Source organism: Empedobacter sp. UBA3239 (genome assembly GCF_002362875.1).
Classification (GTDB): Bacteria; Bacteroidota; Bacteroidia; order Flavobacteriales; family Weeksellaceae; genus Empedobacter; species Empedobacter falsenii_B.
Map to the genome: position 1 here is coordinate 1 of NZ_DEVJ01000088.1, position 18,943 is coordinate 18,943.

Below are 18,943 nucleotides of genomic sequence, written 5' to 3' on the forward strand. Positions count from 1 at the left end.
TTTTGTCATAGAAATCAGAATGACATTTTTTTTAGCATCAAATTTTCTGCCATTCCAACGTTAGGAGGAATCTCAATGATTCTAAAATTGTTAATAGTAATCACTTGTTATTTAATAAATTAACTACTTTTCAACTGAGTTATAAAAAGAATGTTTATAACTTGATTAATTACTCAAATTGTTAATAGTAAACTATTCAATATAAATGAATTAAAAAGTTATGAATAGACTTTATTAAAACTTGTGAATAATGATGATTTTAGAACTAAATTGATTTAATAAAGTTAAAATTGTTAATTATAAAAACTTGATAAATAATGAATTAAAAAGTAATTAAGAAAGTTTATCAAAAATTGTTGAAACTGAAATCTCCCTACAATTAGCCATTTTATTTATAGAAAAGGATTGTTATATTCGTAATGATTTAATAATCAATCTATGAATGAATTTAACCAACGACTAAACGAAGTAGAAAATCATTTGCAGCACAATGATCTTGATTTGGGCTATCGCCGATTAATTGATTGCGTGTTGGATTTGGGTGAGAAATCTTTTTACAAAGAGATTATCTCCTATTCGGATCTTTATTACACCGAAAATTCTACGAACGAAAATAAAATAACGCAGGCTTTACAATTGGTGGAAAAGTTAAAACAAGCTTCTCCTCCTCCCTTTCAGAAAGAAGAAACATTGATATCAACCAACAATGTTGAAAAAGCTTATCATCGTCGAAATTTTAAACTCCATCCCATTACTTTTGATTTGAAATCACGAGAAGTTGTTGGATTAGTTGGAGAGAATGGAAATGGAAAAACGACTTTATTACGTTTAATTTGTGGTGAATTGAAACCAACTTCTGGCGAAATAATTTATCATTTTTCTAAAGCAAAACCGTTTAGTTTTGAGCTGAAAACAAAATTAGTTTATGTGCCGCAACGAATCGAAGTTTTATATGGTTCGTTGATGGAAAATCTGCAATTTACCTTGACATGTTATGATATTTACAACGAAGAAAATAGGTTATTAGCGAATGTTATGTTGGCGCGTTTGGGGCTTTGGCCTTACAAGGATTTGCAATGGCGACAATTGTCGTCTGGTTATAAAATGCGATTCGAGCTCGCGCGAACGTTATTGCGTCGTCCAAAAGTATTGTTGTTAGATGAGCCTTTGGCTAATTTAGATATTTTGGCACAACAAATTATTCTTGAAGATTTGAAATTTTTATCACAATCAATCCGAAATCCTTTTGGTGTTATTTTGAGTTCTCAACAATTGTACGAAGTTGAAAAAGTATCGACAGAAGTTCTCTTTTTAGAGCAAGGAAAGCTTAAAATACAAGGAGATACAAATGATTTGGAAGGTGATTTTACGATTGTTGAAATTGATGTTGAAAATACCAAAGAAGAGTTATTAACAGCTTTATCTAACATCGAAATTAAACAGATAAAATTCAATGGAGGATCATATATCGCATATTTTGATGATGAAATTTCAATGAATATGATTTTGTCTGAAATCGGAAAATCATTATTGAAAGTAAAATATATTCGAGATATTTCGAAATCAAGTCGTCGCTTTTTTGTCAATTAAAACCAACCAACTATGTTCAAAAAAATAAATCAAACTTTAATTACCAAATATCCATTGATTTGGAATCTGAAATTTATTTGGATTTTGTTGACGGTTTTAGTTTTCAACTTGATTGCATTTATCAATGGTTTTTTGTTTTTTACTAAAAAATCTCAACTGCAAGAAACTGGACTTTATGAAGTGTTTTTCAACTCAGGAATTTTTATTTATTACCTATTAATTGGTGTCATTATCGGCGTTATTTGGTTGTATTTCTATATAAAAAATAATCGTTTCAAATCAAATTATCCAACCTCAAGAAATTATTTATTCAAAGAATTTTTGGCCGTTTTCTTCATTATATTTTTGATGTTTTATGTACCAAATTCGTTCAAAACTGGTCTTAAATTTCGTGTTTCAAATTATATAACTGAAGAGCAATATTTGAAAGATATCGATATTATCAATAGAGCGCAAGGTTTTACGTTGCAACCAAATTTTGGGTACGATAATTATTCGAGAAATTTGCCTGTTCCAGCTTTTGATTCGTTGGTTTCGGAAAAAGAAACAAGAGAATTATATGAAAAAAATAAGAGAGAATATTTAAGAAAAAATCCAACATACTCATATGATGCTTTTTTGGATCCGTATTTCAGAAATCCTGAATTTGAAACCTTATTAAGAGATTATTTTCCGGATCGATTTAGTTATTCTAAAATTAATTTTAATCAAACGTATCAACCTCTTAAAAAGAATAATTCATCTACAGATTCATTTCAAGAAGAAATGGACTATCCTACTACAGTAGCTGTAGATTCAACTTATGCTGTTGTCGATTCTGCTGCAGTAACATTAAATTCTGGTGGAAAACCAGATGTTTATTACAACTTAGCAAGTTTGTATAATTATAGTGTTTTGGCTTTTAACAATCCGAAAGATTCTACTTTAAATCATCAATTTTATGATGGACAATGGATTGCTTTGTTGCAAAAAAATGATCGAAAAGTAATTGAAAATTTATTGAATAATTATACCGATTTATTAAAAAAGCAAGAAATTGGGTATCAGTTCAAACATAAAAAGTGGATTGATTATTTGCCTCAATATCCGTATTATTTCATTGATCATAAATTGAATTATATTGATCCTTATCAAACTGTAGATAAAAAACTGAATGATTATATCCACCAAGATAGTTTAAACAAAGTGTATGAAAATATTGAGTTTTCGAAATATAGTTCCACTTGGTTAGAACATATTCAGTACTATTTACTAATCGCTTTAGTTATTACCGTTCTTATTATTACATTCAGATTTAGTTCGTTCAAAGTTTGGTTAATTTCATTGATTGGCGCAGGAATTTTGGCAATTTTAGGAAGCGTTTTCGGAATTTCTATCGATGCAAGTATTGGTTATACACAATTCACACCTTATATTATTTTATTTGTTTTTTACATTGCATTTATAGTGACTACACTAATTGGCTTACGTTCCAAAAAATATAAAGTTTTGACAGGTGTTAATCTTAATTGGTTTGTTGCGACCAATATTTTTATTGGAATTGTGATGCTTAGTTTTTACACAGATTTGCGTGAAGAAATGTTATATGAAGCAAATAAACATATGAATATTTATGAGTTTAGACAAACAAATAAAGAATTATTGCTGTTACAAGAATTTGCAGAAATTTTTCTTTACATCAATCCAATTTTATATTTAATAAGTTTTTATTTCATCATCAATCTTTACAAAAAATGGCAAGCAATGCCAGAAGAATAAAAAAAGAAAAGCGAGCTAAATCGGCTCGCTTTTCACTTGATAATTGAATGAAAATGAATTTTAAAAACTACTTTAAAAAAACTTACTTATGAAATGAAATAACACATTGTGTTAATCAATAATAATTTTTAAACTCACACAAATTTTAAAATATTCTTTCAAAATTTAAATTAATAGAGGTTAACCATCAAAATTTGTAGGTTAACCCTAATTTTTATGATTTTATGCACATTTAGACGAAGGTCTATTTCCTTTCGCATCACGTTTTTTGTGCATACTAAATTTATTAGATTTCATACGCTTTTCACGATCTTGTTTGTATTGATTGAACTGATTTTTGTCTAAAATTTTCTCTAATTTAGTATCAAAATCGTTTGTACCTTTTTCTGGTCGAGAGCCTCTTTCTCCTTTTTGAGTAGAATTTTTGTCTCTGTTTGTAAACTCTTTTTTCATGTCAGAATCTCTACTCTCTAACAACGATTTTACTTTTTTCTTTTGAGCAGAACTCAAATTATATTGATCAAATTCTTTCAATTGTTGATCTACAGTTGGGCGTTCTCTTTGCTCTTTTCTATTTCCAGATCGTTCACCTTGTTGTGGTCTTTCTTGTGCCGATAATGTCATTACCATCATCATGCTTGCTAATAAAAATACTTTTTTCATAATCTATGTTTTTTATAACTAAATGTTAGAATTATATTCTTTTCATTTTTCTTGAAACAAAGTTGCAACACAAAAAAAAGACGTCAAAAATATTGAGGTAAACGAGTATTAAGTAGCGGTGAAATAAAAGATTTATTAAAGTTTTTAACAAAATTGTCAAATTTATTAAATAAAAAAATCCATTCTTTATCGAATGGATTTTGATATATTTTTTTGAAAGATTATTTTATTTTTTTCTCTAACATTTTAGAAAAAGTTTTAGCAGTTTTTGCAAACCCTTCTCCAATTCTCGATTCATCACTATAATTATTACCGAATTGAGTTCCTGGAGCTTCTTTATAATTGACAACAAATTTTTTATCTTCAAAATTATTAGAATCAACAATAGTAATAGTTGTAGATACTTTTGCAGCTTGTTTCATTACAAATGCATCCCAACCTGGATAAATCCAATCAACTTTAACAATCATTGTGTAAGGAGCATCTGTAGCGTTTTCAGAGAATGAAATTCCAGTAGATTTTGCACCATATTTAGTTAATAACTCCATAAATTTTGGTTCCCAGATAGACTCTTTTGCACCAGTCCATTTATCATTCCAAATATCTCCATTTCCAGCATTTTTGCCATTTAGATCAACAATCTTTTTTTGAACATATTCTGCTTCTGTAATGCTATCTGCATTAATTTTTAGATTTGAATAGTCAAAAATAACTTTCATTTTAGATTGTCCTTTTAAGAAATCGACAGTACCAGATTTTACTTTCTCTTTTTGAGCATAAATGTTTGAACCGAGTACAATAATGATTAATAATAAATAGTTTTTCATAATAGTTTTAATAAATTTCAGCAAAATATAAATATTCTTTAAATAGTTATTGTATAATCATTTAAAGAAATATTATTTAGAAACGTTTATTGTTTATAAATAGTTTGTAAGTCTTGGAAAAATTTTACTGAAAATAATAATCAAAACGTTTGGTACACTACTTTTGTCTTAACAAAGTTTAACAATATTGTATGAAAGTTTTAATTTCTAAATCAATTGTATTTGTTAATTTTAGAGGAAATTTGAATCAATAATATAAACATTAATTTCAACGAAATTTTGGATATACAACAACTAAACCAACAAATAGAAGCAAAAAGCGAAAGCATTGCAAGGTTGACATCGGAAATAAATAAAGCGATTATTGGACAAGAAAAAATGATTGAAAGTCTATTAATCGGATTACTTGGAAATGGACACGTTTTATTAGAAGGTGTTCCTGGATTAGCAAAAACATTAGCTATTAAAACATTATCTGATGCTGTTGATGGATCTTTTTCTCGTATACAATTTACACCAGATTTGTTACCTGCCGATGTTGTGGGGACACTTATTTATAATGTAAAAGAAAACGATTTTAGAATCAAAAAAGGACCAATATTCGCCAATTTTGTTTTAGCTGATGAGATTAACCGTTCGCCTGCAAAAGTACAATCTGCCTTGTTAGAAGCAATGCAAGAGCGTCAAGTAACAATTGGTGATGAAACGTATCTGTTACAAAAACCTTTCTTGGTTTTGGCGACTCAAAATCCGGTGGAACAAGAAGGAACTTATCCTTTGCCAGAAGCGCAAGTTGACCGTTTTATGTTGAAAACTGTCATTAATTATCCAGAATTTGAAGCAGAACGTTTGATTTTAAGAAATTCGATTAATCAATCTTTTCCAAAAATTGAGAAAGTAATCTCTATTCAAGAATTGTTGGATGCGCGCGAAATGGTGAAACAAGTTTATATGGACGAAAAAATTGAAAAATATATTTTGGATATTATTTTCGCGACTCGTTTTCCAGAAAAAGTTGGATTAGAAAAATTGGTTCCAATGATTTCGTTTGGTTCTTCGCCTCGTGGATCGATCAATTTGGCACAAGCTTCAAAAGTGTATGCATTTTTACGCAAACGCGCTTATGTTATTCCAGACGATGTACGTGCAATGGCAAAAGATGTGTTGCGTCACCGTATCGGAATTAGCTACGAAGCAGAAGCAGAAAATGTTACACCAGAAGAAATTATCGACAATATTCTTAATGTTGTTCCAGTTCCTTAAACCATTATTCAAAATCATTTAAACTTTGGATGCAAAAGAAATCATCAAACGTGTAAAACGTATTGAGCTAAAAAGCAAGCGTAAAGCGAGCAACCTTTTTATGGGTGAATATCACAGTTCATTCAAAGGAAGAGGTATGATTTTTAGTGAAATTCGTCCTTATCAATATGGTGATGACGTTCGTAATATCGATTGGAATAAAACGGCTCGGTATAGCGAACCTTATGTAAAAGTTTTTGAAGAAGAACGAGAATTAACCATGTTTTTATTGGTTGATGTTTCGAATTCTGAAAACTTTGGAACACGAAAACAAATTAAAATGGAAACGATTGCTGAATTGAGCGCTACATTGGCTTTTTCGGCAATTACCTATAATGATAAAGTTGGTTTGATATTATATTCGGATCAAGTGGAGAAATTTATTCCACCCAAAAAAGGAAAACAACATGTGTTGCGTTTGGTGAGAGAAATTGTTTCGTATGAGCCAAAAAGCAAGAAAACTGATTTAGCAGCGACTTTGGAAACATTTATGAATTTGGTTCGCCGAAAATCAAATGTTTTTATTCTTTCAGATTTTATTGATTCGTCTGATTATGAAAAAGCATTGCGAATCGTGGCAAAAAAACATGATGTGACTGGAATTAGAGTTTATGATGAAAAAGAACAATCTTTTCCAGATGTAGGTTTGGTTCATGTGCAAGATAACGAAACAGGTGAAATCCGCTTGATTGATACTTCATCGAAGAAATTGCGTCAACAATATGCGCAATATTATCGCGATTTAGATCAACGTTATCAATCTATTTTCAAAAAAAATCATTCAGGCGCAATCAGTATTCGTACCGACGAAGATTATGTTCGCCCATTGTTAAACTACTTTAAAAGTCATAAAGCCTAATGAAGAATTTATTGCTTTTAGTAAGTTTTTTTATCCTTCAATTTTCGTTTGCGCAAGAAATTACGCCAAAATTAGATCGCACGACAATCAAAATTGGCGAGCCAATCCAATATGAAGTGAAAATTGATTACAAAGAAGGAGATAAAGTTGTTTTTCCTACGATTTCAGATTCAATTAATCATCACATCGAAGTTTTAGGTCAAAAAATTGACACTGTAAAAACGGATGGAAAATCTGAAATTGTTCAACATTTAGAATTGACTGGATATGATGCAGGTAAATTTAATATTCCGTCATTTATCATTCAGAAAAATGGAAAAGATTTAACAACAAAACAACTTGAAATTGATATTCAAGATATTGCAGTTGATACAACGAAAAATGCAATTTTCCCGATAAAACCTGTAATGGAAGAAGAATATTCTATTGGAGATTATTGGAATAAATATTGGTTGTACGGCATTATTGCGTTGATTTTATTTATTATCGGAATTGTTTTGGTTGTATTATATGTTCGCGCAAAATCGAAATTATCTGGCAAAGATTCGTACAAAACGCCTTATGACGAAGCGAAAGCAAGTCTGAAAGCCTTGGATGCTAAGAAATATTTGAAACGTGGTGAACAAAAAGAATATTACACGCAATTATCATTTATTGTAAGACGATATTTAGGACGTATTTATAACTTTTCGGCATTAGAAATTTTGTCGGATGATTTGGTAAAATATGTTGCGACAAAACCAGATGTTTTACCAGAAGATGTGCAGAAATTTAAACAATTTTTGTTCGATGCTGATTTGGTAAAATTCGCAAAACAAGAATTTGATGAACCAACAAATATTTCGCACCGAAATTGGGTAGATGAATTTGTAGATCGTGTAAAACCATTAGAAATTCCGGAGAACGAAGATTTGAAAAAAGATCAAGTGACGGGAGAAAAATATAAACAGTTTAATAACAATTAGGAATGCTAAATTTTGAGTTTCAAAATCCTTGGATCTTACTCTTATTGCTTGCTTTGCCTTTCTTTATTTTCAGAGAAATTCGCAAAACGAGCCAGAAAAAAGCATCCTTAAAATTACCTTCGCTCAAAGCATTTGGAGGTGCAAAAAGTTCGTTAGCGACGTACAAACCACTTTTATTTTTGATGCGAATTATCGCAATGGCTTTGTGCATTGTTGCCTTGGCTCGTCCGCGTTATGTAGATGTTACAACAAAAGTAAAATCGGACGAAGGAGTTGATATTTTATTGACTGTAGATACGTCGTTGAGTATGTTAGCGCGCGATTTGAAACCAGATCGTTTAACTGCGTTAAAAGAAGTTGCAAAAGACTTTTCACTTGGAAGAAAAACGGACAGAGTTGGTTTGGTCGAATATTCTGGAGAAGCTTTGACACGTGTTCCATTAACAACAGATCGTGATGTTTTGACGCAAGAAATTGAAATGTTACATTCAGGTAGTTTGGCTGATGGAACAGCAATTGGAGTTGGTTTAGCAACAGCTGTTAATCATCTCAAAAATAGTAAGGCAAAATCTAAAGTAGTTATTTTGATTACAGATGGTGTTGAAAGTGTAAATCCTTCTGGAGATTTAATGTATGTTTCGCCAAGACAAGCCGCTGATATTGCAGCAGAGAAAGGAATAAAAGTGTATACAATTGGTATTGGAACAAACGGAATGGCACCTATGCCTGTTGGTTACGATATGTTAGGTGATTATGTTTTTGAGATGCGTCCTGTACAAATTGACGAAAAATTGTTAGAAGAAGTTGCAGATAAAACGGGAGGTTTATATTTCCGTGCAACAAACAATGAAAGTTTGAAAAACATTTATGACGAAATTGACAAACTTGAAAAAACAGAAATTAACGAAGTCAAATATTATAATTATACCGAATTGTTTGCACGATTCTTATTGCCTGCATTCATCATTTTGGTATTAGAAGCCATTTTACGAAGAACCGTTTTTAAAGAATTAATCTAATGCAGTGGGGAGAATTACATAATATTTGGTTGATGATTTTATTGTTTATCGTTATATTTTTATCGATAACAGTATTTCAATGGCGCGAACGTGTAAAGAAAACATTTGCAGATAAAGAATTATTTCCATTTGTTTTTCCAATCACATCTTCAAAGCGTTATGGCTTCAAAATTATTGCATTTTGTGTGGCTTTATTTTTAATGGTCATTGCATTGATGGATCCACTTTATGGTGAACGAGATGTGCAAGTAAAACGCGAAGGAATTGATATGGTTTTTTTGTTAGATTTATCAAGTTCGATGAATGCACAAGATGTCGCTCCTTCTCGTTTAGAAAAAGCAACAAAATTAATCACAGAAACATTACATCAATTAGGCGGAGATCGAGCTTCTTTGGTTGCGTTTGCAGCGAATGCTTACACAATTTCTCCATTGACAAATGATTATGCTGCAATCGAAAGTTATTTGCAAAATGTTAATACTGAGTTAATTTCGAGTCAAGGAACAAATTACTTAAATGCGATTCAGGAAGCTGCAAAAACATTCAAAGGATCGGCGAATACAAGTAGATTAATTGTGTTAATTTCGGATGGAGAAGACAACGAAAATACAGTTAATCAAGCATCTAAAATAGCAAAAGATAACGGAATTCATATTGTAACAGTTGGTGTTGGAACAGATAAAGGAGCTCCAATTCCGATGTATTACAATGGCTACGCTGAAGACTATAAAAAGGACGAAACAGGTTCTATAGTTATTACAAAATTAGAAGATAAAAATCTTCGCGAATTGGCACAAGATACAAACGGAACTTACATTCATTTGGATAATACGCAAGATGCATTATCTGCATTATCAATGTATAAAGCCCGATTAGATAAAAACGAAATTGCTAACTCTACAACAAGAGATATGAATCATATTTATCAGTGGTTTTTAGCGGTTGCGGTTTGTTTACTTTTTGTGGAATTATTAACATCTGAATATAAGATTTTTAACAAAAAGAAATAGTAAGTTTGTATGGTAAAATGATGTACTTTTTAAAACAAATAGGATTTTTAGGAATAATGCTTTTATCCGTTTTTGGTTATAGTCAATCGAAAGCGAAAAGCTACATTATTGAAGGAAACGAGTATTATCAAAAAGGAAAATTTGATAATGCAGAAGTTGCCTACAAGAAAGCTGCCATGGAAGATCCAACTTCTGTCAAAGCAAATTACAATTTAGGAAATGCTTTATTTCAACAAAAACGTTACAAAGAAAGTATAGCGCATTACAAACGTTCTGCTGAAATATCAAAAACGAATAATGATAAACATTTAGCTTATCACAATTTGGGAAATGCTTTTATGCAGGAAAAAGATTATCAAAATGCTGTTGATAATTACAAACAAGCCTTACGAAATGATCCAAAAGATGATGCAACACGTTACAACTATGCATTAGCAAAAAAAATGTTAGAAAAAGAACGTGAGAAACAAAAAGATCAAAATAATAAGGATAATAAAGATCAAAACAAACAAGATCAAAATAATCAGCAAAAACAACAACAGCAGCAAAATAAACAGAATCAACAAAACCAAAATAACCAAAAGCAAAATCAGAATCAATCTCAACAACAACAATCTGATCAGCAGAAACAGCAAAATCAAGGAGGAAATCCGAAAGCTGGTGGTGAAAATGGAAACAATAAAGGACAAGGAAATAATCAATCTCCAGAAATCAAACAAGGAAATAATGGAGACGGAAAAGAACAAGATAATGCAAAGAATAATTTGGGAGACGGTTTGCTAAAAGCATTGCAAAATCAGGAAGCCAAAACCCAACGAAAAATTATTCAACAAAAAGCAGAAAAACAACGAACAACAACATCTAAGGATTGGTAATGACAACGACAAGCGTTTTAAATAGCTTTTTAGTGTTTGCCTTAACGTCTATCACAGCGTTAGCACAACAAATTTCTTTTAAATCTGATGCAGACAAAACGCAGGTCAGTTTAGGAGAAGCATTTAGCGTGGGCTTTTTTATCGAATCTAATACAGATAGTTATTCGATTGATCAACCAATGAAATATCCTCCACATAATGGATTACAAATTGTAGGTGAACAACGCTCGCAAAATGTTTCTTATGTGAATGGAAAAGGAGTGATAGAAGAAGGAATTATCCTTGCTTTTGTTGCTGAAAAAGAAGGTAAATACCACATTGGAGCTGCTAAGATTGTGATTAATGGAAAAACCTATACATCGAAACCTGTCGATGTTGTAGTGAAAGGAACAGGATTGACGCACAATAATTTTAGAAGTAATACTTCTCAACCAGTCTTTCTGCAAAGTAAAGTTTCGAAAACGAATCCTTATGTAAACGAACAAGTTGGTTTATCAGTAAAATTATACGTAAAAGATTTATCTTATCTTAATCGTAAACAAAACTTTCGTCAAGGAAATTTAGACGGATTAAGCCCAAAAATAGTTAAAAGTTCTCCCGAAAATATCAAGCAAGAAATTGTAGGAGGAAAACAATATTTCTCTGAAGAAATTGCACGTTATTATGTTTTTCCTCAAAAACCAGGAAAGATAGAAATTGATCCGTTTTCGGTAGATGTGGTGTTACCAACAACATATGGTGCGGAGCCTGTAGAAGTGCGTAGTAATCCAGTTGTGATTAATGCAAAAGCGCTTCCAGAAGAAGGAAAACCAAAGAATTTTAGCGGTGCAGTTGGTCAATTTAAAATGAATGCTTCGGTTGATAAAAAAGAAGTTGCTACCAATGAAAGTGTAAATTTTGATGTCGAAATTATTGGAACAGGAAACTTTAATACCATTAATTTACCTGAAATTACAACACCAAAAAATTTAGAAAAATTTGCGCCGAAAAAACGTGATGCATATAAAACCTATGATACAGGAATGAAAGGAAAAGTTGCTGAGCAAACAGTTCTTGTACCAAATTTTGGAGGAGAATATACGATTTCGCCTGTAGAATTTAGTTATTTCGATCCTGTTAAAGAGAAATATGTAACCTTGAAATCAGATTCGATTAATTTGTCTGTTTCAGGTTCTAAAACTTCTTCTGCAACTGCTATGGCATCTAATTCACCAGATTCGACAATTTCTGAAAAAATAGAAGAAATGACGAATGATGTAAAAGAAGGAAAAAGCGGTTGGTTGTGGTTAACAGGTGGCTTAATTGCATTGAGTGCCGGAAGTTTATTTTTGATGAGAAAGAAAAATAATTCGACACAAAAGCAAACAATAGAACCAAAAATAAAACCGCTTAACGAGCAAAATAATTACGAAGCTTTTCAACCAAAAACAGAAACCCAAAAGTTTACTTTGGTTGAAAAACCAACGATAAATTCGAATCAAATTTCTGCTGAATTAGATGAATTGAAGCAAAAAATAAACGTTGAAGACCAAAAAGATTTTTATCAATTACAAGAAAATATTTTGTGTAATGCCGCGCTATTAAAAACGAATACAGATTTAGCTCATTTTTCTGACGAGGTGATTGCAAATAAATTGATCGAAAATGGTGTGAGCGAATTAGCTGTAGAACAATGGAAATTGTTGCTGAACAACGCACGACAAGCTAAATATGCCCTTGGTGGTTTGCATCAAAATTTAGAAGAAGTTTTCGAAGCAACGCTAAATATTTCCGAAGAATTATTACGAAAATAAATTTCAAGTTTTTTAGATAGTAAAAGGGACAATCTCAGTTTTGAGTTGTCCCTTTTATTTTACAATTCATTCATCATATTTTACAATTCGGTAACATATAATTTCAAACGAAAAGTGTTTGTAAGAACTTTGACTCAACAAATTAAAAAACACAAATGATGAAAACAATTTTCTTAACAATCGCAATTTTATTCACTGTATCAACTTTTGCACAAAATAAATTTGAATCAGATATGAATAAAACTTTAACGGAATGGAACAAAGGAAATCATTCTTCTGAAGTTAATTTTAAGCAATTAATAAATGATTATCCAAATGAATGGTTGCCTAAATATTACTTGACTTTTTCTGAAGTTTTGAAAACGTTCGAATCAAAAGATATTACTAAAAATGAAGAAATTCTTTTGAATGTAAAAACTCAAATCGATGATTTAGTCAGAAATAATCCATTAAATGTAGAAATTCTCAATTTAAAAGCCTTGTATTTAACAGCAGAAATTGTGCAGAATCCAATGCAAAATGGAGCAATTTATTATCCAGAAGTAGTACAAATCTATCAAAAATCGTTGATGTTAGACCCTACTAATCCGCGTTCTGTTTTAGGTTTGGCTGAGTTCAATATCAATGCTGCAAAATATAGCGGAATGGATATTACACAAGATTGTAAAAATGTAAAAAAATCTTTAGCTTTATTCGATACTGAAAAGCCAAAGAATAATGAACCGATATGGGGAAAAGATCGTGCCGAAGCCTTGTTGAATAACGAATGTAAAAACGTACTATAATGATAGCTTTAGTTGCACAATTTATTCACGAAATTATTTTTTGGTTAATTAATTTGATTGCTTGATATGGAACCATATAATAAAAGATTAATAACAATTTTTTCTATTCTAATTTCATTGATATTATTTATATATATATTAAATGAAAGTGAATCGGTATATCCTATAACATCATCTTTTGAGTTAGGTAAATTAGTTGGTCATTCTACGAAATTTATAGCCTTAGGATTTATTGTTTACAAATTCATTGAGGGAATTATTGTTTCTGACAAAAAGTTAATTGTTCGTAATATTTTGATTCTATTTGTAATCAATGTTTTGATTTATAGCGTGATATTTTTTACATCTCCAAATGTATCATTCAATCAATTTTTTCATCCAGAAGCTATCAAATATTTTATCGGATATTTTTCGTTCAGTGTTGCAGCATCTTTTGTGAATACAAGCGTTTTTAATGAATATAGAACAGATGTACCAGATTCGCCTAAACCAGAAAAAGTTTTAAGAAAGTATTTTTTACGTTCTATTATTTATACGTTGGTATTGTATTATGTATTCGTGGAGTTTGCGAATCTCCTTTTGCAGAAATATATTTTTTACGATCAATCGATCAATTATCTTTTAGTTGCAGTTATCACGGTTTTCTTTTTGTTTTTATTCTTTATTATCGATCGAAAAAAAAATAAATTAGAACGTAAAATTGTCATAGAATCAACAAAAGCAGAAACAGCAACTGCACAATTCGAAACCTTAAAAAATCAATTAGACCCACATTTTTTATTCAATAGTTTGAATGTTTTAACTGGTTTAATAGAAGAGAATCCAGAGAATGCAATAGATTTTACAACATCACTTTCTAAGATTTATCGATATGTTTTAGAACAAAAAGACAAAGAAGTTGTGTCGATTCAAGAAGAAATAAATTTTGCAAAAACCTATGTCAACCTTCTAAAATTAAGATTTGAAAATAGCATCGATTTCGAAATTGAACAAATAACTTTCTCTGAAACCGAATTTATTGTGCCACTTTCTTTGCAGATTTTATTAGAAAACACAATCAAACATAATGTGGTTTCGGAACAAAAACCATTAAAAATTAAAATTTATAAAAAAGATAATTATTTGATAATTGAAAATTCTTTCCAACCAAAAGAAACCATAAAAGATTCGACAGGAATTGGACTGAAAAATATTATTAATCGTTATCAATTAATTTCTAATCGAGAAGTAGATATCGAAAAAAATGAACAAATATTTCGTGTAGAACTTCCCATATTAACACAAAAAAATAAAACTATGAATACACAAAATTTTGACGAACAACAAGCTTATCAACGTGCAATAGAACGCGCAAAAGAATTGAAAAAGTTTTATGCACATTTAGGAACTTATATTGTAATGAGTTTATTCTTTTTTATTCTCAATTTAGTTACAAGTAACGGGCATTGGTGGTTTTATTGGCCAGTTTTAGGTTGGGGATTGGGCGTAGCGCTAAATGCTGTAAAAGTTTTTGCGTATGGTTCTGGTTGGGAAGAAAATAAAGCCAAAGAAATCTTGGAAAAAGAGCAAAATAAAAAGTGGCAATAATCAGTGATGAAAATACTAATTATAGAAGATGAAAAGCCTGCTGCGCGTTTATTAAAGCGACGTGTAGAAAAATTGGGTTATCAAATACATGAAATGTTGCATTCTGTAGAAGAAAGTGTGACGTGGTTGAAAACGAATCCAAATCCTGATTTAATTTTTCTGGATATTCAGTTATCAGATGGGTTATCATTTGAGATTTTTAATCAAGTAGATGTTTCGTCTGCGATTATTTTTACGACTGCTTATGACGAATATGTATTGAAAGCGTTTAAACTAAACTCGGTTGATTATTTGTTGAAACCTGTTGATGAAGAGGAATTGAAGTTTGCTATTGAAAAATTTGAAAGACAATTTCAGCAAGCATCTTCAAGTTTCAATCTAAATGAATTGAAAAGTCTTTTTTCGAATAATCAAACAGAAAAATTTAAAGAACGTTTTTCGATTAAAATAGGAACATCAATCAAAATTATAGAAATCGATAATATCGAATGTTTTTTTAGCGAAAACAAAGCAACGTATATTCATACAAAAGAAAACCGAAATTATTTGGTAGATTTTTCGTTGGATAAAGTGGAAGAACAAATCGACCCGAAAAAGTTTTTTAGAATTAATCGTAGTCAAATCATCCAAATCGATTCGATTAAAGAAATTACAATGTATTCTAATTCAAGATTAAAAATAATTTTGAATACTTACAATGAACAAGATATGATTGTGAGTCGCGAAAAAGTGGCAGATTTTAAGAATTGGTTGGATTAAGAATTGATTTATTGCTTTTTTATGAAAAATTGTTCATAAAAACTTCTATTTTTGCATCAACCAATTAATTATAACTAAATACGAATGGAAAATATAATATCATTTTTTCAGAAATTCTCTTTCAATCAAATCGGAACAACTTTCGCCGTACTTTTTGCAGTTATCGATATTTTAGGAAGTATTCCAATTATTGTAGGAATTCGGAGCAAAGTTGGACATATTCAGTCCGAAAAAGCCTCGATTGCAGCAGGAATTATGATGATTTCGTTTTTGTTTTTCGGAACAAAAATTTTGAAATTAGTTGGTGTTGATGTTCAGTCATTTGCTGTGGCTGGTGCATTTGTGATTTTTATCATCGCTATTGAAATGATTTTGGGAATTGAAATCCAAAAAGGAGTCGAATCTAACTCTGCATCCATCGTTCCTATTGCGTTTCCGTTAGTTGCAGGTGCAGGATCGTTGACAACTGTACTTTCGCTTCGTTCGCAGTTTGCAGATATTAACATTGTGATAGCGATTATATTAAATATGTTAATCGTATATTTGGTGCTGAAATTCGCAGGAAAACTCGAAAAATGGATGGGACCTGGCGTTTTATCGGTGCTGAAAAAAGTATTTGGAGTAATTTTATTGTCAATCGCAATCAAATTATTTACTTCAAATATTGGTGCATTGTTTATGAATGAAATTAAAATTTAAAAATTCATTATCTAATGAAAACATATATTTATATCGCGACAATCGTTTTGTTGATAGGTTTAGGTTACAACCTATATGAGATGGATTATAAAGCTGGTTTTATGGCTGAAGAAAACTTTCGTAGCGTTTTAGGAATTGGAGCATCAGTTTGTGGATTAATTTTAGTATCTGTATACTTTAGTTTTTTCAGATTGCAAGCAAATCTTAAGAAATAAACAGTTTTACAACTTATAATAAATGAAAAAGATTAATCCTAGGATTAATCTTTTTTTGTTTGTATCGCTTCGTTTAATTTTTCTAATAAAGTTTTGACAGATTGTTCGATTACTTCAAAAGGTTGATGTTTTGTAGAAGTATAAATCATCACCAAATCAACCGAATAATTTTCATTAGGTTCAAGTAACAATTTATTCAATCTGTAAGCTTCTTTAGCACGACGTTTCAATAAATTTCGATCAACCGCGTGTTTGAATTTTTTTTTCCCAACGCTCACTGCTACCCTTATATTGTAATCCGCTTTCGGCTTGATTTTGTAGACAAATCTAATCGGATGAGAAACACATGTTTTTCCATCAGAAAACAATTCATCGAATGCTTTTCTGCTTTTAAGTTTCTCATTCTTACCAAAAGTCAATTTCATATTGCTAAATTCTACGTAAATTTGTAATTGCAAAAGTAAGTATTCTAAAAAGTTTTAGAATTATGTAACTTTGAAAATAATTTATTTTTATTAAAACAAAAAAAAAGAAGAATATGTATCCAGCAGAAATAGTAATGCCGATGAAGGCTCAGTTAACTTCTAATGGTTTCGAAGATTTAACTACTCCAGAACAAGTAGAAGCAGCAATCAAACAAGAAGGGACAACTTTGGTAATGGTAAACAGTGTTTGTGGTTGTGCTGCAGGTGCTGCACGCCCGGGTGTTGTAATGTCGTTGAATAATGAAAAAGTTCCAACACATTTAACAACAGTTTTCGCAGGATTTGATAAAGATGCCGTAGCAAAAGCGCGTGAGTTTTTTGCACCATTTCCTCCAAGTTCTCCAGCTGTAGCTTTGTTCAAAGATGGTGAATTAGTACATATGTTAGAGCGTCATCATATCGAAGGACACTCTGCAGATGCTATTGCAGAAAATTTAAAAGCTGCTTACAACGAGTTTGCTTAATACGATATAAATCATATTAGGATTTATTTAACCCGTAATAATTGTGATTATGGGGTTTTTATTTTTATTGTTTAAAATTTTGTATTCTTAATGTAATTGTTTAGTTTTATTCCATATTAAACAGAAATAACACTAAAAATTAATAATTATGAAGAAAATTTTTACGCTTTTATCAATTATCGCCTTATCTTCTGCTACTTTCGCTCAACAAAAAGAGAAAGCAGTAAAAACTTTATTAGATTTTGAAGGTAATGTATTAAAATCTAATACAAAAACTGATAATTTAAATAAAAAAGCTGTTGATTTATCAATAGGGTTTGAAGTTTCTGAAGGGTATAAACTTGGAGATATTAATAAACAAAATGGTTGGTCTGTTACAGGAACTAATGCTGAAGGGACAGCATTTGTTCAAAATCAAAACATTGTTAGTGATAAATTTCATGGAGGAGCATTATCATTTTTAGCGGCAAAAGATACACGTTATGGAAAACAATCTTCTGCAATTGTGGGAGGGTTTTATTCAAAAGGAGCTGAATCATTAGACGATGTAGAGGTTTATGTAATGGTTGGAATTGATAACGTATCATCATATATATTTTCAACGGTAAATAATGCAGCAGAATCATATGTTGACCAGATAAGAATTATTGGGAAAGGAAATATTTCGGTTGCCGATTATGAAGTTGGACAATATGCAGATACAGGTTTTGTAGCTTCAGCAAATACATGGTATAAATTATCAATAAAATATAATACGAAAGATAATAAAGTAGAATACTTTGTTGATGACGAATTAGCATATGAGCGTTTTCCTAGTGATGTAGCATCAGAAATGATTACAGATGAAATTCGTGTTACACACGATAATGCTGCAACAACAACTAAAATTTATGCAGATGATATTAAAATAGGTGCTGGTTCTTTAGCTACTTCTGAAGTAAATAAAACTACAAAAGTTAAAGTTTATCCAAATCCTACGTCAGATTTTGTAAAAATAAATAATCCATCATCAGAAAAAATTGAATCAATTACAATTGGAGATCTTACAGGAAGAACAGTAAAGTATGTTGATATTAAATCATCAACAATCGATGTTCAATCTTTACCAAGTGGAGTTTATCTTTTAAAAATCAAAACAGATAAAGGAATGAAAATTGAAAAAATCATCAAAAAATAATTTTTGAAAAATATTTTTATACAATTATAGAAAAGTGGAGCAATTTGTTCCACTTTTTTTATGTTCAAAATTCTTATAAAAAAGAGTTTTATAAATTTTAATTCGAGGAAA

General features: G+C 30.4%; 19 protein-coding genes. 16 read left to right on the forward strand and 3 right to left on the reverse strand.

What is annotated here, in order from left to right; translation table 11 throughout:
* The first annotated feature begins 438 nt into the window (after window positions 1-438).
* Both B4G36_RS13285 and B4G36_RS13290 read left to right on the forward strand, forming a co-directional pair.
* Window positions 439-1,590, forward strand: a complete 1,152-nt coding sequence (locus tag B4G36_RS13285) for an ATP-binding cassette domain-containing protein (RefSeq protein WP_219034082.1) — start codon at window positions 439-441, stop codon at window positions 1,588-1,590.
* A gap of 12 nt (window positions 1,591-1,602) precedes the next feature.
* Window positions 1,603-3,348, forward strand: coding sequence for a hypothetical protein (locus B4G36_RS13290; protein WP_291050893.1), 1,746 nt, complete (start codon window positions 1,603-1,605; stop codon window positions 3,346-3,348).
* Window positions 3,349-3,570: 222 nt separating this feature from the next.
* Here B4G36_RS13290 and B4G36_RS13295 read toward each other — a convergent pair whose 3' ends face one another.
* Window positions 3,571-4,011, reverse strand: a complete 441-nt coding sequence (locus B4G36_RS13295; RefSeq protein ID WP_291050891.1) for a hypothetical protein — start codon at window positions 4,009-4,011, stop codon at window positions 3,571-3,573.
* A 221-nt stretch (window positions 4,012-4,232) separates the two neighbouring features.
* Window positions 4,233-4,838 carry a hypothetical protein gene (locus B4G36_RS13300; RefSeq protein WP_038336180.1) on the reverse strand — a complete coding sequence of 202 codons (606 nt, stop codon included), beginning with the start codon at window positions 4,836-4,838 and terminating at the stop codon, window positions 4,233-4,235.
* 261 nt (window positions 4,839-5,099) lie between these two features.
* On the opposite strand from B4G36_RS13300, the gene B4G36_RS13305 reads away from it, so the two are divergent.
* The 12 genes from B4G36_RS13305 (at window position 5,100) to B4G36_RS13360 (ending at window position 16,706) form a co-directional block, all read left to right on the forward strand.
* Window positions 5,100-6,101 carry an AAA family ATPase gene (locus tag B4G36_RS13305; RefSeq protein ID WP_375730947.1) on the forward strand — a complete coding sequence of 334 codons (1,002 nt, stop codon included), beginning with the start codon at window positions 5,100-5,102 and terminating at the stop codon, window positions 6,099-6,101.
* 25 nt (window positions 6,102-6,126) lie between these two features.
* Window positions 6,127-6,999 (forward strand): DUF58 domain-containing protein, encoded by an 873-nt coding sequence (locus B4G36_RS13310; RefSeq protein WP_286478586.1) that lies wholly within the window; start codon window positions 6,127-6,129, stop codon window positions 6,997-6,999.
* Window positions 6,999-7,964: a BatD family protein gene (locus tag B4G36_RS13315; protein WP_291047413.1), complete on the forward strand. Its 966-nt coding sequence runs from the start codon at window positions 6,999-7,001 to the stop codon at window positions 7,962-7,964. The genes B4G36_RS13310 and B4G36_RS13315 overlap by 1 nt, the downstream gene beginning before the upstream one ends.
* 2 nt (window positions 7,965-7,966) lie before the next feature.
* The gene (locus B4G36_RS13320; protein WP_280062594.1) at window positions 7,967-8,983 is read left to right on the forward strand and encodes a vWA domain-containing protein; all 1,017 of its coding nucleotides are present in this window, start codon (window positions 7,967-7,969) and stop codon (window positions 8,981-8,983) included.
* The gene (locus B4G36_RS13325) at window positions 8,983-9,993 is read left to right on the forward strand and encodes a vWA domain-containing protein (RefSeq protein WP_291064305.1); all 1,011 of its coding nucleotides are present in this window, start codon (window positions 8,983-8,985) and stop codon (window positions 9,991-9,993) included. The genes B4G36_RS13320 and B4G36_RS13325 overlap by 1 nt, the downstream gene beginning before the upstream one ends.
* 17 nt (window positions 9,994-10,010) lie before the next feature.
* Complete coding sequence (locus B4G36_RS13330) at window positions 10,011-10,868, forward strand: tetratricopeptide repeat protein (RefSeq protein ID WP_291064306.1); 858 nt, start codon at window positions 10,011-10,013, stop codon at window positions 10,866-10,868.
* A complete protein-coding gene (locus B4G36_RS13335; RefSeq protein ID WP_291064307.1) occupies window positions 10,868-12,661 on the forward strand; it encodes a BatD family protein in 1,794 nt (597 codons plus the stop codon). The genes B4G36_RS13330 and B4G36_RS13335 overlap by 1 nt, the downstream gene beginning before the upstream one ends.
* Before the next feature lie 158 nt (window positions 12,662-12,819).
* On the forward strand, window positions 12,820-13,446 hold the full coding sequence (locus B4G36_RS13340; RefSeq protein WP_291064308.1) for a hypothetical protein: 627 nt from the start codon (window positions 12,820-12,822) through the stop codon (window positions 13,444-13,446).
* Window positions 13,447-13,563: 117 nt separating this feature from the next.
* Window positions 13,564-15,033, forward strand: a complete 1,470-nt coding sequence (locus B4G36_RS13345; RefSeq protein WP_291064309.1) for a histidine kinase — start codon at window positions 13,564-13,566, stop codon at window positions 15,031-15,033.
* A 6-nt stretch (window positions 15,034-15,039) separates the two neighbouring features.
* Window positions 15,040-15,792, forward strand: coding sequence for a LytR/AlgR family response regulator transcription factor (locus tag B4G36_RS13350; RefSeq protein ID WP_291064310.1), 753 nt, complete (start codon window positions 15,040-15,042; stop codon window positions 15,790-15,792).
* A gap of 84 nt (window positions 15,793-15,876) precedes the next feature.
* Entirely contained in the window at window positions 15,877-16,491 is a 615-nt protein-coding gene (locus B4G36_RS13355) for a MarC family protein (RefSeq protein ID WP_125350575.1), read from the forward strand.
* Window positions 16,492-16,505: 14 nt separating this feature from the next.
* Window positions 16,506-16,706, forward strand: a complete 201-nt coding sequence (locus tag B4G36_RS13360) for a hypothetical protein (RefSeq protein WP_125350576.1) — start codon at window positions 16,506-16,508, stop codon at window positions 16,704-16,706.
* Window positions 16,707-16,750: 44 nt separating this feature from the next.
* Here B4G36_RS13360 and rnpA read toward each other — a convergent pair whose 3' ends face one another.
* A complete protein-coding gene (rnpA, locus tag B4G36_RS13365; protein WP_291064311.1) occupies window positions 16,751-17,131 on the reverse strand; it encodes a ribonuclease P protein component in 381 nt (126 codons plus the stop codon).
* A gap of 113 nt (window positions 17,132-17,244) precedes the next feature.
* Between rnpA and B4G36_RS13370 the strand changes: the two genes are divergently transcribed.
* A complete protein-coding gene (locus B4G36_RS13370) occupies window positions 17,245-17,655 on the forward strand; it encodes a BrxA/BrxB family bacilliredoxin (RefSeq protein ID WP_171623418.1) in 411 nt (136 codons plus the stop codon).
* A gap of 148 nt (window positions 17,656-17,803) precedes the next feature.
* Window positions 17,804-18,832 carry a T9SS type A sorting domain-containing protein gene (locus B4G36_RS13375; protein ID WP_291064312.1) on the forward strand — a complete coding sequence of 343 codons (1,029 nt, stop codon included), beginning with the start codon at window positions 17,804-17,806 and terminating at the stop codon, window positions 18,830-18,832.
* Window positions 18,833-18,943: the final 111 nt, after the last annotated feature.

Excerpts from the sequence above, each read along its gene's own strand:
- B4G36_RS13285 (WP_219034082.1), top strand. The coding sequence starts at position 439 with ATGAATGAATTTAACCAACGACTAAACGAAGTAGAAAATCATTTGCAG.
- B4G36_RS13290 (WP_291050893.1), top strand. The coding sequence starts at position 1,603 with ATGTTCAAAAAAATAAATCAAACTTTAATTACCAAATATCCATTGATT.
- B4G36_RS13295 (WP_291050891.1), bottom strand. The coding sequence starts at position 4,011 with ATGAAAAAAGTATTTTTATTAGCAAGCATGATGATGGTAATGACATTA.
- B4G36_RS13300 (WP_038336180.1), bottom strand. The coding sequence starts at position 4,838 with ATGAAAAACTATTTATTATTAATCATTATTGTACTCGGTTCAAACATT.
- B4G36_RS13315 (WP_291047413.1), top strand. The coding sequence starts at position 6,999 with ATGAAGAATTTATTGCTTTTAGTAAGTTTTTTTATCCTTCAATTTTCG.
- B4G36_RS13320 (WP_280062594.1), top strand. The coding sequence starts at position 7,967 with ATGCTAAATTTTGAGTTTCAAAATCCTTGGATCTTACTCTTATTGCTT.
- B4G36_RS13325 (WP_291064305.1), top strand. The coding sequence starts at position 8,983 with ATGCAGTGGGGAGAATTACATAATATTTGGTTGATGATTTTATTGTTT.
- B4G36_RS13330 (WP_291064306.1), top strand. The coding sequence starts at position 10,011 with ATGATGTACTTTTTAAAACAAATAGGATTTTTAGGAATAATGCTTTTA.
- B4G36_RS13335 (WP_291064307.1), top strand. The coding sequence starts at position 10,868 with ATGACAACGACAAGCGTTTTAAATAGCTTTTTAGTGTTTGCCTTAACG.
- B4G36_RS13340 (WP_291064308.1), top strand. The coding sequence starts at position 12,820 with ATGAAAACAATTTTCTTAACAATCGCAATTTTATTCACTGTATCAACT.
- B4G36_RS13350 (WP_291064310.1), top strand. The coding sequence starts at position 15,040 with ATGAAAATACTAATTATAGAAGATGAAAAGCCTGCTGCGCGTTTATTA.
- B4G36_RS13355 (WP_125350575.1), top strand. The coding sequence starts at position 15,877 with ATGGAAAATATAATATCATTTTTTCAGAAATTCTCTTTCAATCAAATC.
- B4G36_RS13360 (WP_125350576.1), top strand. The coding sequence starts at position 16,506 with ATGAAAACATATATTTATATCGCGACAATCGTTTTGTTGATAGGTTTA.
- rnpA (WP_291064311.1), bottom strand. The coding sequence starts at position 17,131 with ATGAAATTGACTTTTGGTAAGAATGAGAAACTTAAAAGCAGAAAAGCA.
- B4G36_RS13370 (WP_171623418.1), top strand. The coding sequence starts at position 17,245 with ATGTATCCAGCAGAAATAGTAATGCCGATGAAGGCTCAGTTAACTTCT.
- B4G36_RS13375 (WP_291064312.1), top strand. The coding sequence starts at position 17,804 with ATGAAGAAAATTTTTACGCTTTTATCAATTATCGCCTTATCTTCTGCT.